This window comes from Limnobaculum parvum, assembly GCF_003096015.2.
Classification (GTDB): Bacteria; Pseudomonadota; Gammaproteobacteria; order Enterobacterales; family Enterobacteriaceae; genus Limnobaculum; species Limnobaculum parvum.
In genome coordinates this window covers 1698468-1712928 of record NZ_CP029185.2, presented here as the reverse complement: position 1 = coordinate 1712928, position 14461 = coordinate 1698468, and the positions used below count along the sequence as shown (strand labels likewise).

The following is a 14461-nucleotide window of genomic DNA, read 5'->3' as shown; positions in this document are numbered from 1 at the left end:
TTATCCATTCGGTAATAAGTTACTGCAATATAGTGATTAATGGACGCAGGCGAATCACAGACGACGAGATTGCCAGTAGGCGCTCTTCCAGTATGGGCTGTCCAGCGACGAGGTCATCACCCCTTTACTGGTTGATGCATGTAAAAACGCGCCATCTGCATCGTAGATGCCGACATGTAACCCATTTTCACCCCTGCCGGTTTTGAAGAATACCAAATCGCCCGGCATCAGTTCATCACGAGACACTTTAGAGCCGACCTCGGCCTGCAGTTTTGTGGTACGGGGAAGATTGATATTAAAACGGTCATGGAAGGTTTTATACACAAAACCGGAGCAATCCACACCGCTTCGGGACAAACCGCCATAACGATAAGGTGCGCCACGCCATTCTCGGTGCTGCTCTTTAAGCTGGGCCAGAACAAAAATAGGGTCGGAAAGTTTTCCGCTCGGCGGCGGTGTATTACTGGAACAACCAGCCAGTACCAGTAAAACCAGAAGCAATAGATATCGTAAATGCATCGGTCTCTCTTCTCCACACGTTATCCAGATAACTTTTTCATAATTAGCCTAAAAAATGAGAAAACACAAGGTTTCCGTGCTGTTTAGCCCATTTAACCGGCATCTTTGGGTAATTAATCGGTTTTCGTGATGTTTTGAGTAGAGAAATAACATCATTACTGCGTCAGCATGAAATCGCCAAATATCAGGTTAAACTCGCGTTCTCGCTCGCGGGCTATCAACAAAAACAACCTCACTTCATTTTTATCTTTTTTCTTACTCAACGAGCGTGATACAAAAGAAGCCCATAATTTCCTCATTCCTCATTGTTCAGTAAGGTGCCCAATATGATAGATCTGCGAAGTGATACCGTAACCCAGCCCGGAAAAGCCATGCGGCAAGCCATGACGGATGCTGCTGTTGGTGATGATGTGTATGGCGATGACCCCAGCGTCAATCAATTGGAGCAAGAAGCCGCGGCACTATCCGGTAAAGAGGCTGCGCTATTTTTGCCAACCGGTACTCAGGCTAATTTGGTCGCCCTACTGACCCACTGCCAGCGCGGTGAGGAGTATATCGTTGGGCAAAAAGCCCATAACTACATGTTTGAGGCCGGTGGCGCGGCGGTATTAGGCAGCATTCAACCTCAGCCCATTGATGCGGCTGAAGACGGCACCTTACCGCTAGAGGTGGTCGCCAGCGTCATTAAGCCTGACGATATTCATTTCGCCCGTACCCGACTGCTGTGCCTTGAAAATACCCATAACGGTAAAGTGCTGCCGCTGGACTATCTTCATCAGGCATGGGAATTTACCCGCAAAAATAAACTGGCTCTGCACGTAGACGGTGCGCGTATCTTTAACGCCTCAGTCGCCATGCGCGTTCCGTTAACGACCCTAACCCAATATTGCGATACCCTGACTATTTGCCTATCGAAAGGTCTTGGTGCACCGGTAGGTTCCCTGCTGTGCGGCAGCACTGAATATATTAAACAGGCCCGACGCTGGAGGAAAATGGTCGGTGGCGGTATGCGTCAGGCGGGAATATTGGCTCAGGCGGCGCTGTATGCCCTACACCATAACGTAGAACGCCTACGTGAAGACCATGACAACGCACAATGGCTGGCAGAGCAGTTAGCTGCTTTAGGTGTCGAAGTCGCCTCCCCCGGCGCACAAACCAATATCCTGTTCCTGCGCCTTCCGGCTGACGAAGCCAGCCAGCTCGGCCCTTGGATGAAACAGCACGATATATTGATCAACACCGGCCCCATCACCCGCCTGGTAACTCATCTGGACGTATCACGGGAAGATCTGAAGCGCGTAGTAGACTTATGGCAGGAATTTAAGGGAAGAATAACCCCCTCAGGCAGCGGTGATGGTGAGTCACGTGCGATTTATGGGTGATGGGGTTTGAGTATATTGTTGTTGATGCTGGGCCGCCTTCGGTGAGGGCGGTTTTTCAGTATATTGCCCCCGGCCATTCCTTAATTATTGTAACTCCCACTCGTCCAATAAGTTTTGCTGACTCATCATTTTTTTACCGATAGCCACCACAACCCCAAACGGTAATCCGGTGCGGTAAGGGTGCCAGGCCAGTACATTGGGAAAACCCATTCCACCAATATCCTCTTCACCGGCTACCGGTTTACCTCCATCCGCTACGTCACAAATAATATCTTCCCAGCGCAGGGTTAAATTGCCTCCGCAGTAGCTCGGCTGTTGAATATGTACCTGCCGGGTTATACGGTTAAAACGCACCCGCATATGGCGTAGGGTAAATACCTCAAATCGACTAATATAGCGCCCATAGCGGACAAAAAAGTAACTAACCCCTAACAACATTAATGTGAAGGAAATAATACCAAAATACATCTCTCCCACTCGATGAGAGTGGGTATATATTAATTCATAAAAAAAACCAAATAATTCATATATGAATAAACCTATAAAACCAATTAATATTAATAAAGTAAACGCAGTAATAACCCCCCTGTAACTTTCCATAAACCCCGCCCGAATTTCCATAAAGCACTCATTATAGGCTTAATAGGGGCCAAAAGGTCGCGGGTTATCACTAACTGAAGGTTGGGTATAATCGGCGGTAAAGACCTCTACGGGAAGTTGTGCACCATCACCCCCGGACTTTTTATCAAATTCTAAACTTTCTTTACGGCTCTCTTCATCGGCTGTGGCTTCACGCCACATTGCCCATTCGACAAAATACATTTAAATACACTCCAGAACGGCTGAAGATATTTCGTTTATATATTAAATGGCAGGTTAGCAATAATGCCTATCGTGTTCTATAGCGATATCATTAACTTAAATAACTGCGTCACTATCCACTGGCTTATTTAACCGTTCGGCCTCGGCGAGTTCTTTATCCCTGTCCCAATAGCTTGCGTTATCCAATAGCTTTTGTTGAATATCCGGCGGGTAGTCGCTGAGCTGCGTCAGCGGGGGAACCGGCATTCCCGGTAAGCCCGCCTGTCGAATCACTTTAGGCCAGCGCGGCTGCCAGCATAATAGCTCAGATGCCCAATAGGCTACGCCCAAAAACGCCATCACGGGCAACAGAAACATTATTAAAAAAGGTTTTATTACCCCCGGCGTCATCCTATATAGGCTACTGACCGTTTCTAAATGGGCTACCAGCCCGTGCCAAGGTAATGGTAAATGTGACGCTTTGCGCGGTACCGGTAGATTCTCCGGCCCCTCTTCCATATAGCGGCGGATAAACTCCCATTCATCTAACTGCGTCTGCTGGCTTATCATTTTTTTACCAATTGCCACCATAGCAATAAAGGGTAAACCAGTACGATAAGGGTGCCAGACCAGAATATTGGGAAACCCCATTCCGCCAATATCCTCTTCACCAGCTACCGGTTTACCTCCATCCGCTACGTCACAAATAATATCTTCCCAGCGCAGGGTTAAATTACCACCGCAGTAAGCCGGCTGCTGAATATGTACCTGCCGGGTTATACGATTAAAACGCACACGCATATGCCGCAGGGTAAATACCTCTAGCCGACTAATATAGCGACCATAACGGATAAAAAGATAGCTAATGCCTGATAGCATCAACGTAAAGAAAATAATACTGAAATACAACTGACCGACTCTCTTAGTCTCGGCATATATTAGCTCATGAAAATTTTCAAACAAAAAATCTATCGGCAACCCTATCAAGCCGATTAAAACTAATAAAGTAAACGCAGTAATAACCCCCCGATAACTTTCCATAAACCCCGCCCTAATTTCCATAAAACGTTCATTATAGGCGTAGTAAGGGCCAAAGGGCCGCGGATTATCGCTAACTGAAGGCTGAGTATAATCAGCGGTAAAGACTTCTACGGGGAAGTGCTCCTCATCATCACCTGAGTTTTTTTCAAATTCAGTGCGCTCTTTACGGCTCTCTTCATCTGCCGTGGTATCTTTCCATTGCATCCATTCGACAAAATACATTTAAATACACTCCTGAACGGCTGAAGATACTTCGTTTACATACTGAATGGCAGATTAGCAATAATGACTATCGTGTTCTATAGCGATACCGTTAACTTAAATAACTGCGTCACTATCCACTGGCTTATTTAACCGTTCGGCCTCGGCGAGTTCTTTATCCCTGTCCCAATAGCTTTCGTTATCCCGTAACTTTTGTTGAATATCCGGCGGGTAGTCGCTGAGCTTCGTCAGCGGGGGAACCGGCATTCCCGGTAAGCCCGCCTGTCGAATCACTTTAGGCCAGCGCGGCTGCCAGCATAATAGCTCTGATGCCCAATAGGCTACGCCCAAAAACGCCATCACGGGCAACAGAAACATTATTAAAAAAGGTTTCATCACCCCCGGCGTCATCCTATATAGGCTACCGACCGTTTCTAAATGGGCTACCAGCCCGTGCCAAGGTAATGGTAAATGTGACGCTTTGCGCGGTACCGGTAGATTCTCTGGCCCCTCTTCCATATAGCGGCGGATAAACTCCCATTCATCTAGCTGCGCCTGCTGACTCATCAACTTTTTACCGATAGCCACCACAACCCCAAATGGTAATCCAGTGCGGTAAGGGTGCCAGGCCAGTACATTGGGAAAACCCATTCCACCAACATCCTCTTCACCGGCTACCGGTTTACCTCCATCCGCTACGTCACAAATAATATCTTCCCAGCGCAGGGTTAAATTGCCTCCGCAGTAGCTCGGCTGTTGAATATGTACCTGCCGGGTTATACGATTAAAACGCACCCGCATATGGCGTAGGGTAAATACCTCTAGCCGACTAATATAACGGCCATATCGGACACATAAATAACAAATCCCCAACAACATTATTATTGAAAAAACAATGCGGTAATATATTCCACCTACTTTTTGCGGAGGATTATTGATTAATTGATCAATAGAATGAAATAACTGATAAATAAATAAACCAACAAAACAAATTAGTGTTAACAAAGTAAATGCAGTAATAACGCCCCGATAATTTTCCATAAACCCTGAACGGATCTCCATAAATCGTTCATTATAGGCGTAGTAGGGACCAATAGGCTGTGGACTATCACTGACTGAAGGTTGGGTATAATCCTTGGTAAAAACCTTGACAGGAATTCGTTCACTGCGATTGCCTAAGCGCTTATCGAACTCACTTAGCTCTTTTCGGCGGGATTCACCCGCAGTGGCATCATTCCACATCATCCATTCGAAAAAATACATTTAAATACACTCCTGAACGGCGGAAGATAACATACCCATCTCTTCTTGCAGATTTTGATATTTATCTTTAAGCGCCCGCGTTCCAAAACAGCAGCGCTTAAACCAAGTTTCTAGTGCGTTAGGCTCAAAAATACACATACCGATGGTCACGGCGACAATTAATAAGTTCAGATAAGGTACCCACACTAACATTCTGCTTGCAGCGACTTTGATAAACTCTGACGAAGCAAAAATTGCCATTTTTTCTGCTGCAAAACGAATAACACCTTTTTTAGCCGTTTTGCTGACATACTCAAACCAAACACTGGAGGCTTCAATTGCTATGGTATATCTAAAAACTGTATAGGCCGTTATAGCAAGCATTCGAACTCCATAAGCGGTAAATAAAATACTATTATCCGTATTATTCTTCGCATCAATAAAATCCGATATCGCCAACGCCCCACCGGCAATAAAATTCAGCGTACCGCCCCAAAAAGAAAATTTCCCGATAAACGTTCCTGCACTCTCCCTAACTTTCACCGAACTGCCTAAATAGGCCAACTCGATATAGCTGGAATAAACGGTAAATGCAGTAGCGCTTAGGGTTGTTACCGCGGCGGTTAATACTAAATAATCTTTACCTTCCCCTTTATAGTGACCGATAAGATTGATTAAAATAACACTTTCCAATACGGCTAACGCTCCGTTTAGCCTGACCTTGTAAAAATTACCTATTTTAGGATTTTCTAATGACCGTGCTAAATTGTCTCTAACATAGCTACGGGCATACGCGCCAGACCTTTCCGCTAAGCCGCGTTCTACCTGACTGACCCCCTTCCCTAACTGGTCAAGAATGTTGAGCTGTACCGCTCGCTGGCCAATCGATGCAATAACCATATTAGTAAACCGCCCGACAAGCAGTCGGTCAAAAACATTGACAGCAGCCCCTCTAAAAGTCGCACGCGTCAAATCAGCAAACACCACTGTCAACATACTGACAGCCGAGTTCTTTATCTGCATTTTATCTACCATATCATCGACTTGGCCGAAAAGCGTCAAAAGGCTGTCAAAATTTACACTCACCGTTGCAATCTGATCCGGAATGCTCAAGTCTTTAGCTGCAACGGTTATAATGTTATTTAAATATTCCTGTGCATTCGTTTGATTGAAAAAATAAGCCCGTAAGCATAAGTTGCCCTCATCAACAAAATCAGATCGCCACCAGACATCTAATGCTTCCGCCAATAAGGGGCTCGATGAAATACCAAAAATACACCGCCCTACCTGTTCACTAAACCGCACTCCTTGCGCACTGTTTTTGAGATCTTCTTGCTCATAAACATTTAAATGTTTTACCAGTTGCGGAGATTTCAACCACAGCAATATATCTTTGTCTCTGGAAAGCGTATGTAAATTAGCAAGTAGAGTCCGTTTATTTAGTTCATCTTCAAACGCACTTAATTTAGCCGGATCCAATTGGCTCCAGTATTTTTGTTGAAACTCATCCTGATACTCAGCTGTTTTGTCTACAGTGGATAAACGACCCGTCGTATCTTTTGCTATGTAATCTAGGATTTTCTGTCGCTGCTCATCACTCATTTCCATACCTGATATATAAGATGCCTCTTTCATATCATCAAACTGAGCTTTAGCATTATCTATCGCTTGCTTAGTGGCCGTACTCACTCTTTTCTGCGCATAGCTTGTTTGTAAATCTTTTATCTTTAAATAGATAATATATTTATCTTCGTTTGAAAAACCTTCATTATCGGTTTCATCAAACCAATCTTTAAGAAACTCATCGTAGGCTTTATTACGCCAATCTGATAACGACTGGGTAATCCCAATCGCATCACTCATCACAATGCCCGCCCCATTATGCTTACTCAATACCTCAGTCAATTTAGGATAACGGCTGGTCGTCATATCAATAGCTGGAACGCTAAACAACATATCACTATAGGGTTTGTTAATGCTTTCCGCATTTAGCTTAGGGACCCGCGTTCCTGATATATTCTCGATTTCTTCAATACGCGATTGGGTATTGTAAAATCGCTTCGCTATATGACCACCGCTGTCATATTTCTTTTTAGAAAAATCGGCTAAATAAAACTCTAATACATGTGATAACAAATCTTCAGGTTTAATCACGTCTAACCGTTTTTGATCTGATGTATTTGCCGCAGACTTTATCTGGTCAGGGGTAATTTTTTGTAATTCGGCTTTCCCCTCTCCTTGGAAATAGTCTAAACGTGACTGAGTCATTTTATCGGGGCTAAAGATCATCGAAATCAGGTTAATTTGATCTGAATTTTGAAAATTGATACAGGCAGCATTAACGCCATCAGTGGTAATATCACAAGCAAATTTCGGCGGTATATCGGGCAATTTCTCAGGATCATTTTCATTCAAACACCCTTCAGCGCTAACGGTAAAGCCTCGCCATCTAACTGAAGAAGCGCGCTCTTCCAATACGTATAAAAATCCTTCCCTCAACATTTGAGTGCTATAACTCGATGCTGTCAATGGCATCGCACTAAACTTCCCTTCGGCACCGTTTGGTAAAGGCAACACCGGAAACCCATCCTCTTTACAGACAGCCGCATAGCGTAATGGCAAAAGGAAAAGATCGCCCTCTTTCTTACAGGCAGGGCACCCTCCCCCTTCATGTTTTGCCGAGCAACCACCGGGATTAAGTACAGAAGATATGTTATTCGATACCTGAGCGCTAATATCGCGAATTGATGGCGAAGCGGTATTATTAGTTTCTTGTGTCATGACATTATCCTTTTGACTGACATCCAAAATTCATCGGTTCTTGCTGAAAAAAAGTCAATTAGCGGTCTATTTTGTTCTATTGACTGCATGACCATGGCTTTAATTTCAGTGTGGGGTAGATGGCACTGTTTTGGGTGTTCTCCAGCAGGGCTAAACGCGGGGCGAGCGTAATGGCGTAACGGGCTTCGTCTGCCGATGTGGCTAACTGACTGAACGCGGTGACCACCCCGTATAAAATTCGGGTTTCGCTTTCACTACCGCCTAGTGAACGGGTGATACCGCTGAGGGTCGACAGGCTGGAGCCGGCTTTGCCCAATAAGCCCGAGGTTTTACCGGCGATGCCGCCAACCGAGTCCGCCGTTCCCCCCTGTTGGCTTATCGCCGAGCTGGCCTGATTCACTCTGCCCATGCCGCGACTCGCCATCTGGCTCACGCTGTTAATGGAAAAACCACCGGAGCGCGAGTTGAACGCACTGCTAATCTTATCGCTGAACATCCCGCCAAAGGCGTTAAACGCGCTCATCAGTTCATGGCTTAACTGACTGGCTGCACCGCTCAAGCTGTTGATACCGCCGGGAGCCAGTATAAATACTGCTTTTTCACTCAGTATCTGCTCCATGGTCAGGCCATGCTGTGCGGTAAACTGAATGTCGTATTGCCAGGTTTCGCTCAGGTGTTCATGGCCCTGTACGCTTAACACAGAAAGTGGGGCGTTCAATCCGTCTATCGCCAACTGATAACGGTTGATGCCATCACCTAATGATGAAGAACCGGTGCTGGCTGACCCGGAAGTATCACCTATTCCATAAGCCTTAAGCTGCTCATTCAACATGGCTCTACCCGCACTGATAACTTTATCTTTCACGCTATTTCTCCTCCCTTATTACTGTCAGATAGCGACCTGACAGCCATCCATTGACGTTCTGTTATCGCACCGTCAACCGCCGCAATATCGCCCTGCCTTCCGGCATAAAGTAGGTGCCAAAGCGCACCAGCCCTATTTCTTTTAGATGGCAGGTTAAGGTGTAGCTGAAGAACATCACTTTTTTTCCTGTTCCAGCGTTAATTCAACGGTGTACAGGCGAAGTTTAAACTTGAGCAACGTATGCTGAATGGCACTCATCAGACTGTGGGCAGATGAATGCACTCTTAATAAATCGTTTTTTTGAAGTTTTTTTGATCAACGGATAGGTGTAAATCACCAGTGAAGATGAATCCACTCAGTACTAAAGATAGATTGAGCTGCTATCGCCGCGTTTTAACAATGTCCAGTAATGATTTATCGTTGCTATTAATATATTCTGCTACGCGTTCGTCCTGCTTCATCTGCTGATAATGAAAACTACCTTCCACAAAAGTGGCTTGTTTACCACTGTGTGGACACATTGATCCACTTAAGACTTTTATGCGAACACCTTCCGGCTCTGTGACATGCAAAATATTGGCCTATTGAATTAACTCTTCCGGTGAACCAATAATTTATCCTTATTGATGGCAGTGGTCATTACCGGCTCAAGTAACGTTTAAGATAAACAGAACTCGACTTTTTAAGGCGCAATTTCACGACGTTGGATTGATTTTGCTATCTGACGCATCGTGGCCTCAAAATCATCTTTCGACATCACTTCGCCAGTGGCTTTGGATGAGTCACGCAAGGCCATAAAAAACAGGCTCGATTCACCCGGTTTATTGGCTTCTGCGTTGATCATATAGCCATAGTCAGGTTGTTGATTTTTTGGGTTGATATATTCGACCATCGCTTCTGCCCCTTTAATGCCACCAATCTTAAACGAGCGGAAAACAGGAAACCCTAAATAGCGGGTTTTCTCACCAAAGCCCGGGGCATACTTCCAATAACTAATGATCCTTTCTTTGTTATCATTATCATTATCACCAAAAGAAACCTCTTCATGGAGGATAAAAGTCACCTCAGGATGACTAAGTAACTGATAGGCAATACTGTATTGACCACCAACAGTGATTTTCCCATGTAAGAATGCGTTAGGAAAGCAAACACCTTGAGCGTTAGGAATATTTTCAGATGGCCGATAAGTGACTAATTCATTAACGGATACTGCTTGTTGCTCAATAACATCTGCCGGGGTACCTTCCTTAAATAGCCCTAATGAATAATAAGCAAGCTTGTCTGAAAGTAAATAGGCACTATAGGAACTCAAATCAAAAAAATAATCACGATTATTAATTTTTTTATAGCGAAGATATAACGCATCAGCACGTTCAAAAGCTAATCTTGACCCTAACATGTTTTTTTTTATCTTATCAAAATCTCGTATAACCGCTTTAAGATATTGATCGGATTTCTCGTTATTCACTGTTTGAAAAAAATAGAATCTTACTCCATTGAGATTATTTTTATTCTGATAATTAGGAAAAGGGCTATCTCCATTAGGGAATTTGGCTAAAGTTTCATCTATAGGAATTTCCCCTACTGACTCAATATTCATCGGGATTAGTGCCTCTCGGCTATCGCTGGGAACCTGATATTGATAGTTCCCAATACAGTTTTGGGTATACCCTATATCAGCGAATGCTGAAAATATGCAGAAAAAATATAAACCACTAATAGCTAAAACTCGATAAGATTTTATCATACCTTAGTCTCCTGTTTATGCTGTTCTGCTGATGTAACATCCAGTAAACCTGAGTTGGTTTATCGTTGCTATTGATATATTCCGCTATGTGTTCGCCCTGTTTCATCTGCTGATAATGAAAACTACCTTCCACAAAAGTGGCTTGTTTACCACTGTGTGGACAGATTGATCCACTTAAGACTTTTATGCGAACACCTTCCGGCTCTGTGACATGCAAAATATTGGCCTATTGAATTAACTCTTCCGGTGAACCAATAATTTATCCTTATTGATGGCAGTGGTCATTACCGGCTCAAGTAACGTTTAAGATAAACAGAACTCGACTTTTTAAGGCGCAATTTCACGACGTTGGATTGATTTTGCTATCTGACGCATCGTGGCCTCAAAATCATCTTTTGACATCACTTCGCCAGTGGCTTTGGATGAGTCACGCAGAGCCATAAAAAACAGGCTCGATTCACCCGGTTTATTGGCTTCAGCGTTGATCATATAGCCATAGTCAGGCTGTTGGTTTTTTGGGTTGATATATTCGACCATCGCTTCTGCCCCTTTAATGCCACCAATCTTAAACGAGCGGAAAACAGGAAACCCTAAATAGCGGGTTTTCTCACCAAAGCCCGGGGCATACTTCCAATAACTGATGATCCTTTCTTTGCTATCCTTATCATTATCGATATCGCCAAAAGAAACCTCCTCTTGAATAGTAAAGGTCACCTCCGGATGACTAAGTAACTGGTAGGCAATACTGTATTGACCACCAACAGTGATTTTCCCATGTAAGAATGCGTTAGGAAAGCAAACACCTTGAGCGTTAGGAATATTTTCAGATGGCCGATAAGTGACTAATTCATTAACGGATACTGCTTGTTGCTCAATAACATCTGCTGGGGTATCGTCCTTAAATGGCTTATATGAATAATAAGCAAGTTTATCTGAAAATAAATAGGTTTTATAAGATTTCAGATTAAAAAAATAATCACGCTGATTAATTTTCTTATAGCGAAGATATAACGCATCAGCTCGTTCAAAATTCAACCTTGACTCTAATTTATTTTTTTTTACCTTTTCAAAGTTTTGTATAACCGCCTTAAGATATTGATTTAGTTTCTCATTGTTAGTTGCTTTAAAAAAATAGAACCTTACCCCATTAAGATTATTTTTATTCTGATAATTAGGAAAAGTGTTATCCCCGTTAGGAAATTTTGCTAAATTTTCATTTATAGGAATTTTTCCTACGGATTCAATATTCATCGGGATTAATGCCTGTCGGCTATCACTGGGAACCTGATATTGATAGTTTCCAATACAGTCTTGGGTATACCCGATATCGGCAAATACCGAAGCAATGCAGAAAAAATATAAGCCAATCATCGCGAAAATTCGATCAACTTTTATCATACCTTAGTCTCCGGTTTATGCTGTTCTGTTGAGGCAAGAACCACTTCCTCTGCCGATTGATTTAAAATATCGATACCATGGTAATTGTCATTCTGTGTAATAGACTGCTCAGCCATACCGGTATTATTATTCTCCGTATTCCCCCAGAATATTGGGAATTGGGTAATATAACCTTGTGTATCTCCCAATTCTTTCTTATCACTATTAACATAGTTTGCCCAGAATTCAGGGTATAGTGGTAAGGTTTTCTTATCTATTTTATTTCCCTTATTTATATTTTCTGAGTCTAATGTTGGAAATATAGATGAAAATTGTTCATCTTCAGAATTCCCAAAATAGTTACGAGGGATAAAATTAAACATCTTGTCATAAATTCTCGAATTATCTTCAGCAATCTGATTTATTGCTTCAATCGTTCTTTCTGAATAGGGATATTCCATAATATGTTTTAATAGCCCCTCATCAATCTTTTTCCTTATCGGATCCGGTGATTTATCCGGATCTGATGAATCACTCGCGCCCAATATCTTTTTCCACAGGTTTTGTCGCAACGCTTTCGCCACTTTACGAGAATGACAATCACCCTCGCCATCAATCATCAATACTGCTACTTCTGAATCCCGCGTACCCAGCATACTGCGATCGCTAATATTGGCGCTGCCAATCAGGGCATAGCGATCGTCAACCACCATCATTTTACTGTGCACATAAATTTGCTCAGTCACATAGTTACCGCCAATCTTTTCCCAGTTGCGCAAATTCAGCAGCGATACATATTTTTGACATTTCTTATAATCTTCCATCAAGATAGCACCGCGATCATCTCGAGCTAAAAATTCGCTATCCGCTAGTTTCTCGGCATCTCTCGTCGTGATGCCATTGTCACTTTCACCCTCATTTCGTTCATTGATTAATTCCATAACCCGAATTGCACGGCGTATCTGCTTTAACAGGCTTTTCTCTCCGTGAACCAACGCCTGCATGGTATGAAAGATAGTTGACATGGTAGCCGTATCATCAAGCTCACCTTCAGGGTAGACCGGCAGTACAATATAGACGTGAAATCCCTCCAGCTCTCCCTCCTCAGCACCTTCATTCAAAATATGCTTATAGATACGCTCACCAAGGTCCTGGCATATCAAATTGTGGATCTCGCCATTTTTATAAGTATCTGGCCAAGCCGCCAGCGCCTGACTAAGGCGTTCTTTATACGATAATGTTGTTCGCGCCTGTTGCGCAGGGATAGAAAGATCTTTATCAAAATCTCTCATCTCACCATAGAAAGAGGTAAAGAACTGATTCTCGATATAGATATAATTCTGTGCCCCCTGAATCAGCCGGCGCATTGCCTGATAAATCTCACTCTGAATACCAATATCTTCTTTTTTCGGATAAAAAGGTAATTCATCAGGTGCATAACGCGTTATTATTCTGTGCTCTTTGTTACACTGCACTTTTGATACGCTGCGTAATACCTGAATATCGACATTGCCAACCGCAGTGGACTGATCTTTACACTCCGCAATAGTTGGAATGGGGTAATAATCTGCCACCGATGCCTGACAGTTCCAACGCAACGCAAAGTTACGTAACAGATCTAATACAGCGGGCCCTTCAAACCGTACCTGCACATCTTGCCATGGCATTCGCGGTTGTTTATTTAAGTCTAGCGTTTCATTATTAATGTAATTCGGCAGAATAATCTCGCCTACTTTTCCGCCCTGCCACGCACCCTGATTAATTTTTTCAATCACCGAATCACGGTTAAACCAGCGATCGTATAAACCGGTCAATAAGTCGGGGTCGATAATTTCACCTTCGCGGTATTTTCCTACCCCGGCAATACAGGAGTTATAGCGGTTAAGCATCTGACGTCCCATAGCACCGGACTTTTTCAGCTCAGGATTAATTTCCGGATGCAGGTCGTAACGAGCATTATCATATCGCCCGTGCGCGAGATCCATTCCGCCTAAGAAAGCAATTTTTCGGTCTATAACCACAAATTTTTGGTGGTGGCTAAAATACATTGGTGTATCGTCAGCCATAGTGTTTGATAGCTGTACATACACTGCATCACGGCCAACCTGCTGATTGATGGTTTCCAGCACCTTCTGGGTGTCTGGTGCATAGGTATAAAGTACCTTAGTGTCACCCGACCAAATCATTACCCGGACAATTAAGTTCTCGTTTTTGGTCACCACCTCTTTAATAAGGTCATACAGTCTTAATCCACTCTCTGCAGGATCTTCTGGCTTGAGCTGTACGTCCCAGTTTACCTGCCAGCCGACAATATTGATCTCTTCTTTTGCGCCCCTCATATCTTCAACTAACTTAGCGTAGTAGTCTTGGCCGCTGATACAGGGTTCAGCTTTATTACCCGATCTATAATGAGCAAACTGATTCTTCGCTTCACCAAATAACTTATGGTTTTGGTATGATAGTAAACAACTGCCATCGTCACCCACTAATATCTTAGTCATAAGC

The 14461-nt window shown here is 43.4% G+C and carries 12 protein-coding genes; 1 reads left to right on the top strand and 11 read right to left on the bottom strand.

Going from position 1 to position 14461, the window contains the following annotated elements; all coding sequences use genetic code 11:
- Positions 1-54: 54 nt before the first annotated feature.
- Positions 55-519, bottom strand: a complete 465-nt coding sequence (locus HYN51_RS06940) for a C40 family peptidase (protein WP_108899354.1) — start codon at positions 517-519, stop codon at positions 55-57.
- 326 nt (positions 520-845) lie between these two features.
- On the opposite strand from HYN51_RS06940, the gene ltaE reads away from it, so the two are divergent.
- On the top strand, positions 846-1901 hold the full coding sequence (gene ltaE / locus HYN51_RS06935) for a low-specificity L-threonine aldolase (protein WP_108899353.1): 1056 nt from the start codon (positions 846-848) through the stop codon (positions 1899-1901).
- An 84-nt stretch (positions 1902-1985) separates the two neighbouring features.
- Here the strand turns inward: ltaE and HYN51_RS06930 are convergent, their stop codons facing one another.
- From HYN51_RS06930 to HYN51_RS06890, 10 genes are all read right to left on the bottom strand, one after another.
- Positions 1986-2369, bottom strand: a complete 384-nt coding sequence (locus tag HYN51_RS06930) for a hypothetical protein (protein ID WP_157953002.1) — start codon at positions 2367-2369, stop codon at positions 1986-1988.
- A 171-nt stretch (positions 2370-2540) separates the two neighbouring features.
- Entirely contained in the window at positions 2541-2723 is a 183-nt protein-coding gene (locus tag HYN51_RS06925) for a hypothetical protein (protein ID WP_108899351.1), read from the bottom strand.
- Positions 2724-2819: 96 nt separating this feature from the next.
- A complete protein-coding gene (locus tag HYN51_RS06920) occupies positions 2820-3965 on the bottom strand; it encodes a DUF6708 domain-containing protein (RefSeq protein ID WP_108899350.1) in 1146 nt (381 codons plus the stop codon).
- Between the two features lie 96 nt (positions 3966-4061).
- A complete protein-coding gene (locus tag HYN51_RS06915; RefSeq protein WP_108899349.1) occupies positions 4062-5207 on the bottom strand; it encodes a hypothetical protein in 1146 nt (381 codons plus the stop codon).
- A complete protein-coding gene (locus HYN51_RS06910) occupies positions 5208-7967 on the bottom strand; it encodes a T6SS effector BTH_I2691 family protein (RefSeq protein WP_108899348.1) in 2760 nt (919 codons plus the stop codon).
- A gap of 76 nt (positions 7968-8043) precedes the next feature.
- Positions 8044-8832, bottom strand: a complete 789-nt coding sequence (locus tag HYN51_RS16585; RefSeq protein ID WP_230514031.1) for a phage late control D family protein — start codon at positions 8830-8832, stop codon at positions 8044-8046.
- 380 nt (positions 8833-9212) lie between these two features.
- The gene (locus tag HYN51_RS16325) at positions 9213-9353 is read right to left on the bottom strand and encodes a hypothetical protein (protein WP_157953001.1); all 141 of its coding nucleotides are present in this window, start codon (positions 9351-9353) and stop codon (positions 9213-9215) included.
- Between the two features lie 161 nt (positions 9354-9514).
- Positions 9515-10579, bottom strand: a complete 1065-nt coding sequence (locus HYN51_RS06900; RefSeq protein WP_108899347.1) for a T6SS immunity protein Tli4 family protein — start codon at positions 10577-10579, stop codon at positions 9515-9517.
- A gap of 327 nt (positions 10580-10906) precedes the next feature.
- The gene (locus HYN51_RS06895; RefSeq protein ID WP_108899346.1) at positions 10907-11977 is read right to left on the bottom strand and encodes a T6SS immunity protein Tli4 family protein; all 1071 of its coding nucleotides are present in this window, start codon (positions 11975-11977) and stop codon (positions 10907-10909) included.
- Complete coding sequence (locus HYN51_RS06890) at positions 11974-14457, bottom strand: phospholipase D-like domain-containing protein (RefSeq protein ID WP_108899345.1); 2484 nt, start codon at positions 14455-14457, stop codon at positions 11974-11976. Before HYN51_RS06890 ends, HYN51_RS06895 begins: the two co-directional genes overlap by 4 nt.
- Positions 14458-14461 lie beyond the last annotated feature (4 nt).

Excerpts from the sequence above, each read along its gene's own strand:
- HYN51_RS06940 (WP_108899354.1), bottom strand. The coding sequence starts at position 519 with ATGCATTTACGATATCTATTGCTTCTGGTTTTACTGGTACTGGCTGGT.
- ltaE (WP_108899353.1), top strand. The coding sequence starts at position 846 with ATGATAGATCTGCGAAGTGATACCGTAACCCAGCCCGGAAAAGCCATG.
- HYN51_RS06930 (WP_157953002.1), bottom strand. The coding sequence starts at position 2,369 with ATGTATTTTGGTATTATTTCCTTCACATTAATGTTGTTAGGGGTTAGT.
- HYN51_RS06925 (WP_108899351.1), bottom strand. The coding sequence starts at position 2,723 with ATGTATTTTGTCGAATGGGCAATGTGGCGTGAAGCCACAGCCGATGAA.
- HYN51_RS06920 (WP_108899350.1), bottom strand. The coding sequence starts at position 3,965 with ATGTATTTTGTCGAATGGATGCAATGGAAAGATACCACGGCAGATGAA.
- HYN51_RS06915 (WP_108899349.1), bottom strand. The coding sequence starts at position 5,207 with ATGTATTTTTTCGAATGGATGATGTGGAATGATGCCACTGCGGGTGAA.
- HYN51_RS06910 (WP_108899348.1), bottom strand. The coding sequence starts at position 7,967 with ATGACACAAGAAACTAATAATACCGCTTCGCCATCAATTCGCGATATT.
- HYN51_RS16325 (WP_157953001.1), bottom strand. The coding sequence starts at position 9,353 with ATGTGTCCACACAGTGGTAAACAAGCCACTTTTGTGGAAGGTAGTTTT.
- HYN51_RS06900 (WP_108899347.1), bottom strand. The coding sequence starts at position 10,579 with ATGATAAAATCTTATCGAGTTTTAGCTATTAGTGGTTTATATTTTTTC.
- HYN51_RS06895 (WP_108899346.1), bottom strand. The coding sequence starts at position 11,977 with ATGATAAAAGTTGATCGAATTTTCGCGATGATTGGCTTATATTTTTTC.
- HYN51_RS06890 (WP_108899345.1), bottom strand. The coding sequence starts at position 14,457 with ATGACTAAGATATTAGTGGGTGACGATGGCAGTTGTTTACTATCATAC.